The sequence below is a fragment of the Streptomyces sp. NPDC050509 genome, from assembly GCF_044457965.1.
GTDB lineage: Bacteria > Actinomycetota > Actinomycetes > Streptomycetales > Streptomycetaceae > Streptomyces.
Genome location: NZ_JBITHL010000007.1, coordinates 261,824 through 277,968, shown reverse-complemented (window position 1 = coordinate 277,968; position 16,145 = coordinate 261,824). Strand labels below are relative to the sequence as shown.

Here is a 16,145-nt window from a genome sequence, read left to right as displayed (position 1 = left end):
CTTCAATAGACAGCCCCATTCTGCCCTGACGGCCCCGCCCCGGGTCAGCCGGGCGCCGGTGCCTCCACGGGGGTCTCCACCGGCCTCACACTCAGCGGATAGACCGGAGGCGTGCCGCCGAACTCAGGACACACCGCCCGGTGGTCGCACCAGCCGCAGAGCTTCGTGGGCCTGGGCCGCCAGTCGCCGGTCGCCGTGGCCAGCTCGATCGCCTCCCAGAGCGCCAGCAGCTTACGCTCCACCCGCTCCAGATCCGCCTCCACCGGGTCGTACGTCACGACCTCGCCGCTGCCCAGGTAGACGAGCTGGAGCCGGCGCGGCAGCACCCCTTTCAGCCGCCGCACCACCAGGGCGTAGAACGTCATCTGGAACAGCGCGCCCTCCGCGTACTCCGGACGCGGCGCCTTGCCCGTCTTGTAGTCGACGATCCGCACCTCGCCGGTCGGCGCGACATCCACCCGGTCGATCACCCCGCGCAGCCGCAGCCCCGACTCCAGCTCCGTCTCCACGAACAGCTCACGCTCCGCGGGCTCCAGGCGCGTCGGGTCCTCCAGTGAGAACCACCGCTCCACCAGCCGCTCCGCCTGCCCCAGCCACGCCGCCAGCCGCTCGCCCTCCGCGTCCTGAGCGAACAGCTCGCCCAGCTCGGGCCTGGCCGTCAGCAGCCGGTCCCACTGACCGGGCACCAGCGCCTTCGCCCGCGGCGCCGTACGCTCCACGGCCGGCGCGTCGAAGAGGCGCTCCAGCACCGCGTGCACCAGAGTGCCGCGCGTGGCCGCCTCGCTCGGCTTCTCCGGCAGCTTGTCGATCACCCGGAATCTGTACAGCAGCGGGCACTGCATGAAGTCGCTCGCACGCGACGGCGACAGCGAAGTGGGCGGCTTGCTCGTACTCATGACGCAGACCCTACGGCCCGCCACTGACAGCGAGCCGAATACCATCGACCACAGAGCCACTCGCACCGCATCATCGAGCGAGCGACGCTGCCGACGAAGGGAACCCGTGAAAGAGGACGACGAGAGCGGCGAGGGCAGGATGCCGCAGCCCGGCAAGGGGGACACGGGCCCCGGTGGCAAGCCGCCGCGCCGTGAAGACCCCGGCGGTGGCATTCTCATGGGCCGCCCCTTCGGCGTGCCCGTCTACGTCGCCCCGAGCTGGTTCCTGGTGGCCGCGCTCATCACCTGGATCTTCGGCGGCCAGCTCGAACGGGTCCTGCCGGAACTGGGCAACCTGCGGTATCTGGTCTCCCTGTTCTTCGCGGTCGCCTTCTACGCCTCCGTACTCGTCCACGAACTGGCCCACACCGTCGCGGCGCTCCGCTTCAAGCTGCCCGTGCGCCGGATCCAGCTCCAGTTCTTCGGCGGCGTCTCCGAGATCGAGAAGGAGTCCGAGACACCCGGCCGCGAGTTCGTCCTCGCGTTCGTCGGGCCGCTCCTCTCACTGGTCCTCGCGGGCCTCTTCTACCTCGGCCTGCTGGCCGTCGAGGCCCGCACGGTCCCCGGCGTCCTGCTCGCGGGACTGATGATCTCCAACCTGATCGTCGCCGTCTTCAACCTGCTGCCCGGCCTCCCGCTGGACGGCGGCCGGATGCTGCGCGCGGTCGTCTGGAAGATCACCGGAAAGCCCATGAGCGGCACCATCGCCGCCGCCTGGGTCGGCCGCGCGCTCGCGGTCACGGTCCTCATCGGCCTCCCGCTCCTCACCCGTACGGGTGCACTCGGCACCTCCGCCGCGAACGTCAGCGGCATGGAGACGGTCATGGACGCGCTGCTCGCCGCGATCCTCGCCGCGATCATCTGGACCGGCGCGGGCAACAGCCTGCGCATGGCCAGGCTCCGCGAACACCTCCCCGAACTCCAGGCCCGCGCGCTCACCCGCCGCGCCGTCCCGGTCGAATCCGCCACCCCGCTCTCCGAGGCGCTGCGCCGCGCCAACGAGGCGGGCGCCCGCGCCCTGGTGGTCGTGGACGGCCACGGCGACCCCACGGCCCTCGTACGGGAGTCCGCGATCGTCGGCGTCCCGCAGCACCGCCGCCCCTGGGTCGCGGTGAGCGGCCTCGCCCAGGACCTCACAGAGGGCATGAAGGTCCCGGCGGACCTCGCGGGAGAGGCGCTCCTGGAACGCCTCAGGGCGAGCCCGGCGACGGAGTACCTGGTCCTGGAGGAGACGGGCGAGATCTACGGAGTCCTCTCCACGGCCGACGTGGAACGAGCCTTCGTCTCCGCCATGGCCCGGCCCAGCTAGTTTTTGAGGCTCGGTTCGCCTCCGGGGCGCCTCTTTTTTGGGGCTCGGTTCGCCTCCGGGCGCTGAAAGCCACTGTCGACGGTCGACCGTGCTCGCCCCCTCGTTCCTCGGGGGCTGCGCGCGCTCTCCCTTACGACAGCGGCGCGCCCTTCGGCTCACTCGCCGGCTTGGCGCGCAGACAGGCCGACGATTCCGGCACCGCACCACCTGGCGGGCCCGCGCTCGATCGGGAGCGGCGCCACAGCCATAGGCCCGCCTCCCCGACCCTGCGGCGAGTGAGCCAAAGGGGCGCGTCGGCGCCGTAAGGGCGAGCGCGCGCAGGTTCGTGAGGAACGAGCGAACCGAGCACGGTCAACCGTCGGCGCCGACTTAAAGCGCCCCGGCGGCGAACCGAGCCCCCAAAAAGAGGGGCTAAGCTTCGAACATGTCCGAACCGACCGGTGCCGCCCGACGTCGCGGCCCCTTCAAGGTCGGGGACCAGGTTCAGCTCACCGACCCCAAGGGACGCCACTACACCTTCACGCTCGAAGCCGGGAAGAATTTCCACACCCATAAAGGGTCCTTCCCGCACGACGAGCTGATCGGTGCTCCCGAGGGCAGTGTTGTCCGTACCACGGGGAACGTCGCCTATCTCGCGCTGCGCCCCCTGCTCCCCGACTATGTCCTGTCCATGCCCCGCGGTGCCGCCGTGGTCTATCCGAAGGACGCCGGCCAGATCCTGGCCTTCGCCGACATCTTTCCCGGCGCCCGCGTCGTCGAGGCGGGGGTGGGTTCCGGCTCGCTCAGCAGCTTTCTGCTGCGGGTCATCGGCGACCAGGGCATGCTGCACTCGTACGAGCGCCGTGAGGACTTCGCCGAGATCGCGCAGCAGAACGTGGAGCGCTACTTCGGCGAGCCGCATCCCGCCTGGACGCTGACGGTCGGTGACCTTCAGGACAATCTGTCGGACACGGATGTCGACCGCGTCATTCTGGACATGCTCGCCCCGTGGGAGTGCGTGGAGGCCGTCTCCAAGGCGCTGGTTCCCGGCGGCATCCTGTGTGCCTATGTCGCGACGACGACGCAACTCGCGCGTACGGTCGAGACGATCAGGGAGTTCGGCACGTTCAACGAGCCGGCCGCCTGGGAGTCGATGATCCGTAACTGGCATGTGGAGGGGCTGGCGGTCCGGCCGGACCACCGGATGATCGGGCACACCGGCTTCCTGGTGACCGCTCGCCGGCTCGCGGATGGTGTGGAGCCGCCGCTGCGCCGCCGCCGTCCCGCCAAGGGCGCGTACGGCGACGACTACAGCGGCCCGGGCAGCGCGAGCGGCGGAGCCGCCCGCTAGGCCCTGCTCTGTGTACGACGCTGCCGCCGCCCGGTTCCCGTTCCGAACGGGCAACTGGGCGGCGGCATCTTTACGTTGGGCTTACGCACCCCGCTGTTCCGTCGCCCTGTGACGTGTGGCACGATGCTGACTCCCTCACACATCGTTGGTTACTCACCGGCACCGCCTTCACAGGAGACACTCCGCGTGCAGATCTCCGACGCTCCGGACCTCGCGCATACCCGGCCCCGGCCGATCCACTGGCTCTCGACGGCCACCGCGATGGCGGCTGTCGTGGCGCTGGCGGGGCTGCTCCAGCCGGGGCCCGCCACCGCCTCCCAGACGGACCCGCAGGGCCTGAGAAACGCCTCGGGGCCCGCCGCCGCGGCTCCGCTGCCCGCCCCCGACCCCGCCGATGCCGACTTTCCCCTGGAATGCGGGGCGGTGCGCTCGGTCGTGGCCCAGAAGGCCACCGGGGATCTCGACGGGGACGGCAGCCCGGAGACCGTGGCGGTGGTCCGCTGCGACGCGGGCCTGGGTACTCCGCCGAGCGGGGTGTACGTGCTGACCAGGGCGGAGGGGGATGCGCCCCGGGTCGTGGCCACCCTGGTGGACCCGGGGGAGAAGTGGACCGTCGGGCCCGACCTCACCGTAAATGACGGTGTGATCCTGGCCACCCTGTTCGGCTACTCGGAGCCTTCCGTGCCGCGCTGCTGCCCCGACGAGGAGGAGCATGTCTCCTGGCAGTGGAAAAATGGCGCGTTCCTGCGCACCGAACTGCCTGAGGCGCGCAGTAGCTGACCGGTCGCTCCGGGTGCCCGGAGCCGTACGGGATCAGGCCGCGTCCGGCCCGTACACCTCGACCTGGTCCGCCACCCGGCGTACATGGATGCAGTCGCCGGGGCATTCTTTGGCCGAATCCACCACATCGGTCAGGAGCGGCAGCGGTACGCGTGTGGTCGCGCCGGGCGACTGGAGCAGCTCGTCGTCCGCGCTCTTCACGTAGGCCAGGCCGTCGATGTCCAGCTCGAAGACGTCCGGCGCGTACTGGGCACAGATCCCGTCGCCGGTGCAGAGGTCCTGGTCGATCCAGACCTCCAGCGGCTCACCGGTCTCGGTGACGCCTTCGGTGGGAGCCTCCTGCTGCACGGTCATCTCTCCTGCCGTTTTTCTGCGCCGGACGGCACGTGACGGGGTAAGTCGCGCCAGCCCTGACGGGTGTTGAACACGTCGACGATACAACCGGCCGCTTTCCGATGTCCCTGGGTGGGTATTCCCCTGGCGTGAGGGAGAGCGCAAGGGTGAAGATCGGTACCACCCCGACAGTCTTTGTGATCTAGGGGTTTCAATCATCACCCACCCAGGTAGGGTCAGGAAGCGTCCAGCTCCCCTTGGAGGAGGTGAGGACCGTGGCAGCCCACGACGACGACATCAACCGCGGCATCCGGCCCGGGCGGGGGTCCGAAGACCCAGCCGGCCAGGTTGCCTATCTCGAGCAGGAAATCGCCGTCCTGCGACGTAAGCTCGCCGACTCTCCGCGGCATACGAGAATTCTCGAAGAGCGGATCGTCGAGTTGCAGACGAACCTGGCGGGTGTGTCCGCGCAGAACGAGCGGCTCGCCAATACGCTGCGTGAGGCCCGCGACCAGATCGTGGCCCTCAAGGAAGAGGTCGACCGGCTGGCACAGCCGCCCGCCGGTTTCGGTGTCTTCCTGCACAGCAATGAGGACGGCACGGCCGACATTTTCACCGGTGGCCGAAAGCTCCGGGTGAATGTCAGTCCCGGCGTCGAGCTCGATGAGCTGCGGCGTGGCCAGGAAGTCATGCTCAACGAGGCGCTCAACGTGGTCGAGGCCATGGAATTCGAGCGTGCCGGGGACATCGTCACCCTCAAGGAGATCCTTGAGGACGGCGAGCGCGCCCTGGTGGTCGGGCACACCGACGAGGAACGGGTGGTGCGGCTCGCCGAGCCGCTTCTGGACATCACCATCCGCCCCGGCGACGCCCTGCTTCTCGAACCGCGCTCCGGCTACGTCTATGAAGTGGTTCCCAAGAGCGAGGTCGAGGAGCTGGTCCTCGAAGAGGTCCCCGACGTCGACTACACCAAGATCGGCGGTCTGGGCGGCCAGATCGAGATGATCAGGGACGCGGTCGAGCTTCCGTACCTCCACCCGGACCTCTTCAAGGAGCACGAACTGAGGCCGCCGAAGGGCATCCTGCTCTACGGTCCGCCCGGTTGCGGCAAGACGCTGATCGCCAAGGCGGTGGCCAACTCCCTCGCGAAGAAGGTCGCCGAGGTGACCGGGCGTCCGGCGGGGAAGAGCTACTTCCTCAACATCAAGGGTCCCGAGCTCCTCAACAAGTACGTCGGTGAGACCGAGCGCCACATCCGCCTGGTCTTCCAGCGTGCCCGGGAGAAGGCGAGCGAGGGTACCCCCGTCATCGTCTTCTTCGACGAGATGGAATCCCTCTTCCGCACCCGTGGGTCCGGTGTCAGCTCCGACGTGGAGAACACCATCGTTCCGCAGCTCCTCGCCGAGATCGACGGGGTGGAGGGCCTGGAGAACGTCATCGTCATCGGCGCCTCCAACCGCGAGGACATGATCGACCCCGCGATCCTGCGGCCCGGCCGGCTCGATGTGAAGATCAAGATCGAGCGTCCGGACGCGGAGGCGGCGAAGGACATCTTCGCGAAGTACCTGACCGCCACACTGCCGCTGCACGTGGACGACATCTCCGAGCACAACGGCTCGAAGGAGGCCGCGGCCCACGGGATGATCCAGTCCGTCGTGGAGCAGATGTACGCGGAGTCCGAGGAGAACCGCTTCCTGGAGGTCACGTACGCCAACGGCGACAAGGAAGTCCTCTACTTCAAGGACTTCAACTCCGGCGCGATGATCCAGAACATCGTGGACCGGGCCAAGAAGATGGCCATCAAGGCCTTCCTCGACCACGACCAGAAGGGCCTTCGGGTCTCCCATCTCCTCCAGGCGTGCGTGGACGAGTTCAAGGAGAACGAGGACCTGCCGAACACCACCAACCCGGACGACTGGGCCCGTATCTCCGGTAAGAAGGGCGAGCGGATCGTCTTCATCCGCACCCTGGTGACCGGAAAGCAGGGCGCGGACACCGGACGCTCGATCGACACGGTGGCGAACACCGGTCAGTACCTGTAGAGCGCGGACCGGCTGCGGATGCCTCGAAGGGCGTCCGCAGCCGGTTGCTTTCCCCGTACCTCCCACCACACCCGCACACCGGGCCAACCACCACACCAGGCCAATGAAGAAAATGATCTCCCCGTCGGCGCGGAGGCGTTCTAGGCTCGTTCGTACCGCCACGTCGCGCAGTGCGGGACCGGGCACCGCACACGCGTCGGAGAGACAGCGGTACTTGAGCGCCGCTCCCGGAGGGGAGCGCCGCCGGGCAAGGAGGGCCGCATGACCGTACGGCGAGTAATGGGCATCGAGACGGAGTACGGCATCTCCGTCCCGGGCCACCCGAACGCCAATGCCATGCTCACCTCGTCCCAGATCGTCAACGCCTACGCGGCGGCGATGCACCGGGCGCGGCGCGCCCGCTGGGACTTCGAGGAGGAGAATCCGCTCCGGGACGCCCGTGGCTTCGACCTCGCCCGCGAGACGGCGGACTCCAGCCAGCTCACCGACGAGGACATCGGCCTGGCCAATGTGATCCTCACGAACGGCGCGCGGCTCTACGTGGACCACGCCCATCCGGAGTACAGCTCTCCCGAGATCACCAACCCGCGGGACGCCGTCCTGTGGGACAAGGCCGGCGAGCGCATCATGGCGGAGGCCGCCGAGCGCGCGGCGCTGCTGCCCGGCGCCCAGCCCATCCATCTGTACAAGAACAACACCGACAACAAGGGCGCGTCCTACGGCACGCACGAGAACTACCTGATGAAGCGGGAGACCCCGTTCTCGGACATCGTGCGCCACCTCACGCCGTTCTTCGTCTCCCGGCAGGTCGTCACGGGCGCGGGCCGGGTCGGGATCGGCCAGGACGGCCACGAGCACGGCTTCCAGATCAGCCAGCGCGCCGACTACTTCGAGGTCGAGGTGGGGCTGGAGACGACCCTCAAGCGCCCGATCATCAACACCCGGGACGAACCGCACTCGGACGCCGAGAAGTACCGCCGGCTGCATGTGATCATCGGCGACGCGAACCTCTCGGAGATCTCCACCTATCTCAAGCTGGGCACGACCTCGCTGGTCCTCTCCATGATCGAGGACGGCTTCATCAATGTCGACCTGGCCGTGGACCAGCCGGTCCGTACGCTGCACCAGGTCTCGCACGACCCCACCCTCGGCCAACTGGTCACGCTCCGCAGCGGCCGGACACTCACCGCGGTCCAGCTCCAGATGGAGTACTACGAGCTGGCGAGAAAGTACGTCGAGGAGCGGTACGGGGCCGACGCCGACGAGCAGACCAAGGACGTGCTGGGCCGTTGGGAGGACACGCTCAACCGGCTGGAGAACGATCCGATGAGCCTCTCCGGCGAGCTGGACTGGATCACCAAGCGTGAGGTCCTGGAGGGCTACCGCCGCAGGGACGGCCTGGACTGGGACGCGGCACGGCTGCACCTCGTGGACCTCCAGTACGCCGACGTACGGCCCGAGAAGGGCCTGTACAACCGTCTGGCGGCCCGCGGCAAGATGCGGCGCCTGCTGGACGACCAGGATGTCGAACGGGCCAGGACCAAGCCTCCTGAGGACACCAGGGCGTACTTCCGGGGCCGCTGTCTGGAGCAGTACGCCGACGACGTGGCCGCCGCCTCCTGGGACTCGGTCATCTTCGACCTGCCCGGCCGTGACTCGCTGCAGCGGGTGCCCACACTGGAGCCGCTGCGGGGCACGCGCAACCACGTCAAGGAGCTGCTCGACCGCTGCCGTACGGCGGAGGAGCTGGTCCAGGTGCTGTCCGGAGGCTGAAACGGTCCCGGTGGGGGAATGATCAGAGTGGTCCCCATGCGTTGGCACAAGTGCGGGGCCGATGTCCGACCCTCCTTGTAGGGTCGGATCTTGTAGGTCACATCCAGCGGGGCGAACCGAGCGGGGTGAGGGTTATGGCGACCAAGGACACCGGCGGCGGACAGCAGAAGGCGACGCGTTCCACGGAGGAGACCGAGGAGCAGGCGCAGGAAGCGCAGGCATCCGAGGACCTCAAGGAGCGCCAGGAGAAGCTGTCGGACGACGTGGACTCCGTCCTCGACGAGATCGACGACGTGCTCGAAGAGAATGCCGAGGACTTCGTGCGGTCCTTCGTCCAAAAGGGCGGTCAGTAGGCTTCGTTGTCCGTCCCCGGGGCCTCCGGCGAAAGCCGGTCGCACCGGGGCGGATGACCGGCGACGGCGCGGGTAAGGTCCGTGCACAGATCTAAGGTCGGCCCGGTCCGAGCGGGCCGCCGCCCATCCGGAAGGAAACGTGTGGAAGCCAACCCTCGTACCACCGGGCGTCTGCCGGCAGCCTTCCTGACGCCCGGCTCGTCCTCGTTCATGGATTTCCTCTCCCACCAGTCGCCGGACATCCTGCCCGGCAAGCGCGTCCTGCCGCCCGTGCAGGGCGCCGTCGAGGCACCGCACGGCACGACGATCGTCGCCGTGACCTTTCCCGGTGGCGTGATCCTCGCCGGTGACCGGCGGGCGGTCATGGGGAACATGATCGCGCAGCGTGACATCGAGAAGGTCTTCCCGGCCGACGAGTACTCGGCCGTGGGCATCGCGGGCACCGCCGGGCTCGCCGTGGAGATGGTCAAGCTCTTCCAGCTCGAACTGGAGCACTTCGAGAAGGTCGAAGGGGCGCAGCTCTCGCTGGAGGGCAAGGCCAACCGGCTCTCCACGATGATCCGCGGCAATCTCGCCATGGCGATGCAGGGCCTGGCCGTCGTCCCGATCTTCGCGGGGTGGGACGTGGACCGCGCGAAGGGGCGCATCTTCTCGTACGACGTGACGGGCGGCCGTTCCGAGGAGCGGGGCTACGCGTCCACGGGCTCCGGTTCCGTCTTCGCCCGCGGGTCGATGAAGAAGCTCTACCACGAGGATCTGACGGAGCAGCAGGCGTGCACCCTGGTCGTCCAGGCGCTGTACGACGCGGCGGACGACGACTCCGCGACAGGCGGCCCCGACGTGGCCCGGCGGATCTATCCGATCGTCACCGTCATCACCGAAGAAGGCTTCCGGAGGATGGCCGACGACGAATCCGCCGAGATCGCCCGGTCGATCCTGGAGCGCCGACTCGAACAGCCCGACGGCCCGCGCGCCGCGCTGCTCTGACTCCGCTCTCTTCTGAACAAACATGTCACTGACAGAAAGGGACGGATAGCCGGTGTCGACGCCGTTCTATGTCTCACCCCAGCAGGCCATGGCCGACCGGGCGGAATACGCCCGCAAGGGCATCGCCCGCGGTCGCAGCCTGGTAGTGCTCCAGTACGCCGACGGCATTGTCTTCGTCGGCGAGAACCCGTCCCGAGCGCTCCACAAGTTCAGCGAGATCTACGACCGGATCGGCTTCGCCGCCGCCGGCAAGTACAACGAGTACGAGAATCTGCGCATCGGCGGCGTCCGCTACGCGGATCTGCGCGGATACACCTATGACCGTGACGATGTGACGGCCCGTGGTCTCGCCAACGTCTATGCCCAGACACTCGGCACGATCTTCTCCAGCTCCGCCGAGAAGCCCTACGAGGTCGAGCTGGTCGTCGCCGAGGTGGGCGCCACGGCGGACGGGGACCAGATCTACCGGCTGCCGCACGACGGTTCGATCGTCGACGAGCACGGCTCGGTCGCGGTCGGCGGCAGTTCCGAGCAGATCAGCACCTTCCTCGACCAGCGGCACAGCGACGGCATGTCGCTCGCCGAGGCGCTGAAGCTGGCCGTACAGGCGCTGTCCCGGGACACCAACGGCGGCGAGCGGGAGATCCCCGCCGAGCGGCTGGAAGTCGCCGTCCTGGACCGTACGAGACCACAGCAGCGCAAGTTCAAGCGGATCGTCGGCCGGCAGCTCTCGCGCCTGCTGGAGGCGGACGGAGCGGCCTCGACCCCGACCGATGCCCCGTCGGACACCGAGGAGCCGGACGGCGCGACCCCGGTCCCGGCGGACGGCGCCCCGGACACGGACGCCTCCGACAAGCCCGATGCCTCCGACAAGCCGGACGGCACCGGCAAGAAGTAACCGTTCCGTCCCTGCCCCGGACCGCTCACGCGCTCCGGGGCACGAGCGTGCCGGGGCCCGGGGCTCAGTGCCCGTCGGCGGTCGGTGGCGCCGGAGCCGTGGAGCCCCGGACCACCAGGGTGACCGGCAGGTCGCCGGTCTCCGGACGCTGCCCGTCCAGGACGCGCAGCAGCGCCGCCATCCCGCGCCGCCCCACCTGCTCCGCGGGCAGCCGTACGGTGGTCAGCTCCGGCTCCACCGCCCTCGCCAGGGCCAGATCGTCGAAGCCGGTGACGGAGATGTCCTCGGGGACGCGCAGTCCGAGCCGCCGTACCGCCTTGCAGGCCCCCGCCGCCAGGACGTCGCCGTCGCAGACCAGGGCCGTGGGGCGGGGCCCCAGCGCCGTGAGGGCGCGCTCGGCGGCCTCCCGGCCCGCGTCGACCTCCAGGGGCGCGGAGACCGTCGTCACGACCGCGTCCGGCACGTTCCCCACCGCCGCGGCGATGGCCTCGGCGCGTACCCGGAAGGTCCAGGAGTCGACGGCGGACGCGAGATGGACCAGCCGCCGGTGGCCGATGCCGAGAAGATGCTCCGTCACCCGGCGCATGCCGTCGGCGATGTCGACATTCACCCGGGCGGCGGCGCCCGGCGCCGCGGGATCGCTGTCGAGCATCACCAGCGGCAGATCCGCGCCGTCCGTGCCGCTGATCGCGTCGAGCGCGGCGGTCGCCATCGAGGAGGCGATCACCCCGTCCAGCGCGGCCCGCGCCGAGGCGAAGGGGTCCCTGGCGGGGCCCATCCCCTCGGGCGAGGGGTACAGGACGACCCCGAAGCCGTGCTCGGCGGCGACCTCGGCCGCGCCGGTGTAGACCCGTGCGAAGAAATCGTTGGTGAGCGCGGGGACGACCAGGAGCGCCGTCCTGGTCGTCCCCATGCGCAGATTGCGGGCGGCGAGATTGGGCCGGTAGCCGAGTTCGCGGGACGCCTCCCTGACGACGCCGGCGGTCCGCTCCGAGACCCTGCCCCGCCACTTGTCGCCGAGGACCAGGGAGACGGTGGCCTGGGACACGCCAGCGGCCCGGGCCACGTCCCTGCTGGTGGGCCTGGCCGAGTGCTCTGTCATGACTGCCGTTCTCCGACGCGGGCGGGAATCGCGGTGGACCCGCGCACTGCGCACATGGTACGTATGAGCCCAGACGTTATACGTAAAACCCGGCGTGCCGGGAAACGGGGAACAGGGAAGCGGGGAGAGGCGGCCATGGCCGACGGAGCCACCGGGTACGCAGACATCATCAAGGCGCCGCATGCCGCGCGGCTGCTCACCGGCACGCTCGTGGGGCGGCTGCCGAACGCCACGGCCCCCATCGCCATCGTCCTGCTCGTCCGGGCGGGCGGCGGCAGCTACAGCCTCGCCGGAGTCCTCGCGGCGGTCTACGGCATCAGCAACGCGGTGGGGCAGCCGCTCCTCGGCCGCGCCGTCGACCTGTACGGCCAGCCCCGGATCCAGCTCCCCGCCGCCCTCGTGTCGGCCCTGGGCGCCGTCCTGCTCGTCGTCGCGGGCACCGGCGACGACGGCCCGGTCCTCGCGTACGCCGCCGTGGCGGTCGCCGGGCTGTTCACCCCGCCGCTGGAAGGCGGACTGCGGGCGCTGTGGCCCAGCGTCCTGGGCGGCGAGGAGCGGGTGCACCGGGCGTACGCGATGGACGCGATCGCCCAGGAGATCATGTTCACGGTCGGGCCGCTGCTGGTCACCCTGCTGGTCGCGCTCTGGTCCCCGGCCGCCGCACTGCTCGTCATCAACGCGATCGGCGTGCTCGGTGCGCTCTCCGTCGTCCTGTCCGAGCCCTCCCGCGCCTGGCGCTCCGCACCCCGCGAGGCGCACTGGCTCGGCGCCCTGCGCTCGCCGGGACTGCTCGCCCTGCTGGGCGCGTTCCTCTTCATCGGGATGGCCCTCGGCTCCATCACCGTCGCGGGGGTCGCGTACGCCGACGACCAGGGCCGCGAGTCGGTCTACGGCTGGCTGATGGCCGCCCTGGGCCTGGGCGCGCTGGTGGGCGGACTCGTGTACGGCGCCCGCCGGTGGACGAACACCCCCGAACGCCGGCTGCTCTCCATCACCGCCCTGCTCGCCCTCTGCTACCTGCCGCTGATGCTCACCCCCGGCGTCCTCGCCATGACCGCGCTCGCCGCCCTCTCCGGTGTCTTCCTGGCCCCCGCGATCGCCTGCGCCTTCGTCGTCGTGGACCGGCACGCGCCGCGCGGCACCGTCACCGAGGCGTTCTCGTGGCTCGTGACGACCTTCGGCGTCGGCGCCGCGCTCGGAACGGCCGCGGCGGGCCCGGCCGTCGAGATCGGCGGTACGTCCATCAGCTTCGGGGTGGCGGGGGCCGCGGGCACCGCCGCGCTGCTGGTCCTGCTGGCCACACAGCGGGTCCTCGCACGTCCCGGCGGTGCGCCCGACGACACCGTCCCGACGGAAAATGATCCAAGCGGTGCGGTCGAACCCGGTTTCAGCTCAGGTCATCAGGCGTAATGTTCAGACATGGACCGCCGCATTTTCGGGCTGGAGAACGAGTACGGCGTCACGTGCACGTTCAGGGGACAGCGCCGACTGTCACCTGACGAAGTGGCGCGCTACCTCTTCCGCCGTGTTGTGTCATGGGGCCGCAGCAGCAATGTCTTCCTGCGGAACGGCGCCCGCCTCTACCTCGACGTGGGATCGCATCCGGAATACGCGACACCCGAATGCGACAACGTGACCGAACTGGTCACGCATGACAAGGCCGGCGAGCGCATTCTCGAAGGTCTGCTCGTCGACGCCGAACGCCGCCTGCACGAGGAGGGAATCGCGGGCGACGTCTATCTCTTCAAGAACAACACCGACTCGGCGGGAAACTCCTACGGCTGCCACGAGAATTACCTCGTCGCCCGCCACGGGGAGTTCTCCCGGCTCGCGGACATTCTCATCCCCTTCCTCGTCACCCGTCAGCTCCTCTGCGGCGCGGGCAAGGTGCTCCAGACCCCGCGGGGCGCCGTCTACTGCGTCAGCCAGCGCGCCGAGCACATCTGGGAGGGCGTCAGCTCCGCGACGACCCGCTCCCGTCCGATCATCAACACCCGGGACGAGCCGCACGCCGACGCGGAGCGCTACCGCCGGCTCCATGTCATCGTCGGCGACTCGAACATGTCCGAGACGACCATGCTGCTCAAGGTCGGCGCCACCGATCTCGTGCTGCGCATGATCGAGGCGGGCACGGTGATGCGCGACCTCACCCTGGAGAACCCGATCAGGGCGATCCGCGAGGTAAGCCACGACCTCACCGGGCAGCGCAAGGTCCGCCTGGCGAGCGGCCGGGAGGCCTCCGCCCTTGAGGTCCAGCGGGAGTACTACGAGAAGGCCGTGGACTTCGTGGACCGCCGGGGCATCCGCACCGGCACCGTGGAGCAGGTCCTCGAACTGTGGGGCCGTACGCTCGACGCGATCGAGGCCGAGGATCTCGACCGGATCGGCACGGAGATCGACTGGGTCATGAAGTACCAGCTCATCGAGCGGTACCGGGCCAAGCACAACATGACCATGTCGCATCCCCGGGTCGCGCAGATAGACCTCGCCTACCACGACATCCACCGTCGCCGCGGGCTCTATTACCTGCTGGAGAAGAAGGGGCAGGCCGCCCGTATCTGCAACGACATGAAGATCTTCGAAGGCAAGTCCGTGCCTCCGCAGACCACCAGGGCCCGACTGCGCGGCGATTTCATCCGCCGCGCCCAGGAGCAGCGCAGGGACTTCACGGTCGACTGGGTGCATCTCAAGCTCAATGACCAGGCACAGCGCACGGTGCTCTGCAAAGACCCGTTCCGGTCGGTGGACGAACGGGTGGAAAAGCTCATCGCCGGTATGTGAGCGTTTCCGTCAACCGGTGGCTGACATGCATGGGTGGAATGCGGCGCGGGCCCCGTACGTATCGCGTACGGGGCCCCTGCCACGCCCTACAGTGGGCAGCTACTGTGCCGTCTGAGATCTGAGGAACACGTGCGCCGACTTGCCGGCCTGATCGTCGTCCCCTTGCTGCTGTTGTCGACAGTGGCGTGCGGTGGCGACGGAGGCTCCGACTCCACCTCGTCCAAGAACGGACTCCCCGCGATCAGCGAGGGCGCCAAGTTCGGACAGAAGCCGACCCTCGACAAGGGGGAGGGGGATCCGCCGAAGAAGCTGACGGTCGATGTCCTCAAGGAGGGTGACGGCGCGAAGGTCGAGAAGGGCGACGCGGTCCAGGTCAACTACCTGGGCCAGGCCTGGAACTCGACCAAGCCCTTCGACAACAGCTTCGACCGGAAGCAGCCGTTCGACCTGACGCTCGGCGCCGGCATGGTCATCAAGGGCTGGGACCAGGGCCTCGAAGGCCAGAAGGTCGGCAGCCGCGTCGAGCTGGGGATCCCCCCGGAGCTTGGCTACGGCGCGCAGGGACAGGGCGACATCAAGCCCAACTCCACGCTGGTCTTCGTCGTCGACATCCTGAAGGCCACCAAGGTGCCCTCCTCCGCCAAGGGCACCGCGGTCCCGCAGGACGACAAGGCGCTGCCGCAGGTCGGCACCAACGACGACGGCAAGGAACCGAAGGTCACGATCCCCAAGGGGACCGACCCGCCGAAGAAGCTGGTCTCCGACTACGTGCTGGAGAGCAAGGGCGATGTCGTCAAGGACTCCGACACCGTCGTACTGAACTACTCGGCGTACCTCTGGAAGGACGCCAAGCAGTTCGACAGCACGTACAAGACCGGCCGCACCACGACGTTCCCGCTGCCGCAGCTCACGCTGAAGGGCCTCAAGACGGGCATCGTCGACAAGAAGGTGGGCAGCAGGGTCCTCATCGTGATCCCGCCGGACCAGGCCTTCGGCAACCAGGAGCAGCAGGGGATCCCGAAGAACTCCACGCTGGTCTTCGCCGTGGACATCCTCGCGAAGGTGTAAGACTGTCCCGGTTGTACCGTTCATCATTTAGAGGAGCAGTTTCACGTGAGCATCGAGAAGCCCGAGATCGACTTCCCGGGTGGCGAGCCGCCGGCCGACCTGGAGATCAAGGACATCTGGGAGGGTGACGGCGAGGTCGCCACGGCGGGCGCCAACGTCAAGGTCCACTACGTCGGCGTGGCCTTCTCCACCGGCGAGGAGTTCGACGCCTCCTGGAACCGCGGCGCTCCGCTTCCGTTCACGCTCGGCGCCGGCCAGGTCATCGCGGGCTGGGACAAGGGCGTGCAGGGCATGAGGGTCGGCGGACGCCGCCAGCTCACCATCCCGCCGCACCTCGCGTACGGCGACCGCGGCGCGGGCCGCGCCATCGCCCCGGGCGAGACGCTGATCTTCGTCTGCGATCTGGTCTCCGTCTGATTTCTGATACGGAACGGTCCGGTCCGATCCGGGCGCA

General features: G+C 69.0%; 15 protein-coding genes. 12 read left to right on the top strand and 3 right to left on the bottom strand.

The annotated features are described in order from the left end of the window. Window positions 1-44 precede the first annotated feature (44 nt). Entirely contained in the window at window positions 45-941 is an 897-nt protein-coding gene (locus tag ACIBJC_RS21635) for a RecB family exonuclease (protein WP_399295171.1), read from the bottom strand. 94 nt (window positions 942-1,035) lie between these two features. Between ACIBJC_RS21635 and ACIBJC_RS21630 the strand changes: the two genes are divergently transcribed. The 3 genes from ACIBJC_RS21630 to ACIBJC_RS21620 all read left to right on the top strand — a co-directional run bounded on the left by ACIBJC_RS21630 (window position 1,036) and on the right by ACIBJC_RS21620 (window position 4,354). After that, on the top strand, window positions 1,036-2,244 hold the full coding sequence (locus tag ACIBJC_RS21630; RefSeq protein WP_329824660.1) for a site-2 protease family protein: 1,209 nt from the start codon (window positions 1,036-1,038) through the stop codon (window positions 2,242-2,244). A gap of 424 nt (window positions 2,245-2,668) precedes the next feature. Beyond that, window positions 2,669-3,574 (top strand): tRNA (adenine-N1)-methyltransferase, encoded by a 906-nt coding sequence (locus ACIBJC_RS21625; protein ID WP_329824487.1) that lies wholly within the window; start codon window positions 2,669-2,671, stop codon window positions 3,572-3,574. Between the two features lie 186 nt (window positions 3,575-3,760). Continuing rightward, window positions 3,761-4,354: a hypothetical protein gene (locus ACIBJC_RS21620; protein ID WP_399294804.1), complete on the top strand. Its 594-nt coding sequence runs from the start codon at window positions 3,761-3,763 to the stop codon at window positions 4,352-4,354. Between the two features lie 33 nt (window positions 4,355-4,387). Here ACIBJC_RS21620 and ACIBJC_RS21615 read toward each other — a convergent pair whose 3' ends face one another. Continuing rightward, window positions 4,388-4,708 (bottom strand): ferredoxin, encoded by a 321-nt coding sequence (locus ACIBJC_RS21615; RefSeq protein ID WP_329824485.1) that lies wholly within the window; start codon window positions 4,706-4,708, stop codon window positions 4,388-4,390. Between the two features lie 254 nt (window positions 4,709-4,962). On the opposite strand from ACIBJC_RS21615, the gene arc reads away from it, so the two are divergent. The 5 genes from arc to prcA all read left to right on the top strand — a co-directional run bounded on the left by arc (window position 4,963) and on the right by prcA (window position 10,740). Further along, on the top strand, window positions 4,963-6,729 hold the full coding sequence (gene arc, locus ACIBJC_RS21610) for a proteasome ATPase (RefSeq protein ID WP_399294802.1): 1,767 nt from the start codon (window positions 4,963-4,965) through the stop codon (window positions 6,727-6,729). Between the two features lie 261 nt (window positions 6,730-6,990). After that, window positions 6,991-8,502, top strand: coding sequence for a depupylase/deamidase Dop (dop, locus tag ACIBJC_RS21605; protein WP_399294800.1), 1,512 nt, complete (start codon window positions 6,991-6,993; stop codon window positions 8,500-8,502). A 134-nt stretch (window positions 8,503-8,636) separates the two neighbouring features. Next, on the top strand, window positions 8,637-8,855 hold the full coding sequence (locus tag ACIBJC_RS21600) for a ubiquitin-like protein Pup (protein ID WP_030754525.1): 219 nt from the start codon (window positions 8,637-8,639) through the stop codon (window positions 8,853-8,855). A gap of 141 nt (window positions 8,856-8,996) precedes the next feature. Beyond that, the gene (prcB, locus tag ACIBJC_RS21595; RefSeq protein ID WP_399294798.1) at window positions 8,997-9,842 is read left to right on the top strand and encodes a proteasome subunit beta; all 846 of its coding nucleotides are present in this window, start codon (window positions 8,997-8,999) and stop codon (window positions 9,840-9,842) included. A 52-nt stretch (window positions 9,843-9,894) separates the two neighbouring features. Next, the gene (prcA, locus tag ACIBJC_RS21590; RefSeq protein WP_399294796.1) at window positions 9,895-10,740 is read left to right on the top strand and encodes a proteasome subunit alpha; all 846 of its coding nucleotides are present in this window, start codon (window positions 9,895-9,897) and stop codon (window positions 10,738-10,740) included. 64 nt (window positions 10,741-10,804) lie between these two features. Here the strand turns inward: prcA and ACIBJC_RS21585 are convergent, their stop codons facing one another. Then, on the bottom strand, window positions 10,805-11,842 hold the full coding sequence (locus tag ACIBJC_RS21585; protein ID WP_399294794.1) for a LacI family DNA-binding transcriptional regulator: 1,038 nt from the start codon (window positions 11,840-11,842) through the stop codon (window positions 10,805-10,807). Between the two features lie 135 nt (window positions 11,843-11,977). On the opposite strand from ACIBJC_RS21585, the gene ACIBJC_RS21580 reads away from it, so the two are divergent. The 4 genes from ACIBJC_RS21580 to ACIBJC_RS21565 all read left to right on the top strand — a co-directional run bounded on the left by ACIBJC_RS21580 (window position 11,978) and on the right by ACIBJC_RS21565 (window position 16,108). Further along, a complete protein-coding gene (locus tag ACIBJC_RS21580; RefSeq protein ID WP_399294792.1) occupies window positions 11,978-13,252 on the top strand; it encodes an MFS transporter in 1,275 nt (424 codons plus the stop codon). Between the two features lie 9 nt (window positions 13,253-13,261). Further along, window positions 13,262-14,623 (top strand): Pup--protein ligase, encoded by a 1,362-nt coding sequence (pafA, locus tag ACIBJC_RS21575; RefSeq protein WP_329824479.1) that lies wholly within the window; start codon window positions 13,262-13,264, stop codon window positions 14,621-14,623. A gap of 129 nt (window positions 14,624-14,752) precedes the next feature. Next, window positions 14,753-15,691 carry an FKBP-type peptidyl-prolyl cis-trans isomerase gene (locus ACIBJC_RS21570; RefSeq protein WP_399294790.1) on the top strand — a complete coding sequence of 313 codons (939 nt, stop codon included), beginning with the start codon at window positions 14,753-14,755 and terminating at the stop codon, window positions 15,689-15,691. A gap of 45 nt (window positions 15,692-15,736) precedes the next feature. Then, window positions 15,737-16,108: an FKBP-type peptidyl-prolyl cis-trans isomerase gene (locus ACIBJC_RS21565; RefSeq protein ID WP_399294788.1), complete on the top strand. Its 372-nt coding sequence runs from the start codon at window positions 15,737-15,739 to the stop codon at window positions 16,106-16,108. Window positions 16,109-16,145: the final 37 nt, after the last annotated feature.

Bases quoted from the DNA above. Each gene is read 5' to 3' on its own strand.
- dop (WP_399294800.1), top strand. From the start codon at position 6,991: ATGACCGTACGGCGAGTAATGGGCATCGAGACGGAGTACGGCATCTCC.
- ACIBJC_RS21630 (WP_329824660.1), top strand. From the start codon at position 1,036: ATGCCGCAGCCCGGCAAGGGGGACACGGGCCCCGGTGGCAAGCCGCCG.
- pafA (WP_329824479.1), top strand. From the start codon at position 13,262: ATGGACCGCCGCATTTTCGGGCTGGAGAACGAGTACGGCGTCACGTGC.
- ACIBJC_RS21635 (WP_399295171.1), bottom strand. From the start codon at position 941: ATGGTATTCGGCTCGCTGTCAGTGGCGGGCCGTAGGGTCTGCGTCATG.
- ACIBJC_RS21625 (WP_329824487.1), top strand. From the start codon at position 2,669: ATGTCCGAACCGACCGGTGCCGCCCGACGTCGCGGCCCCTTCAAGGTC.
- ACIBJC_RS21615 (WP_329824485.1), bottom strand. From the start codon at position 4,708: ATGACCGTGCAGCAGGAGGCTCCCACCGAAGGCGTCACCGAGACCGGT.
- ACIBJC_RS21580 (WP_399294792.1), top strand. From the start codon at position 11,978: ATGGCCGACGGAGCCACCGGGTACGCAGACATCATCAAGGCGCCGCAT.
- ACIBJC_RS21600 (WP_030754525.1), top strand. From the start codon at position 8,637: ATGGCGACCAAGGACACCGGCGGCGGACAGCAGAAGGCGACGCGTTCC.
- ACIBJC_RS21585 (WP_399294794.1), bottom strand. From the start codon at position 11,842: ATGACAGAGCACTCGGCCAGGCCCACCAGCAGGGACGTGGCCCGGGCC.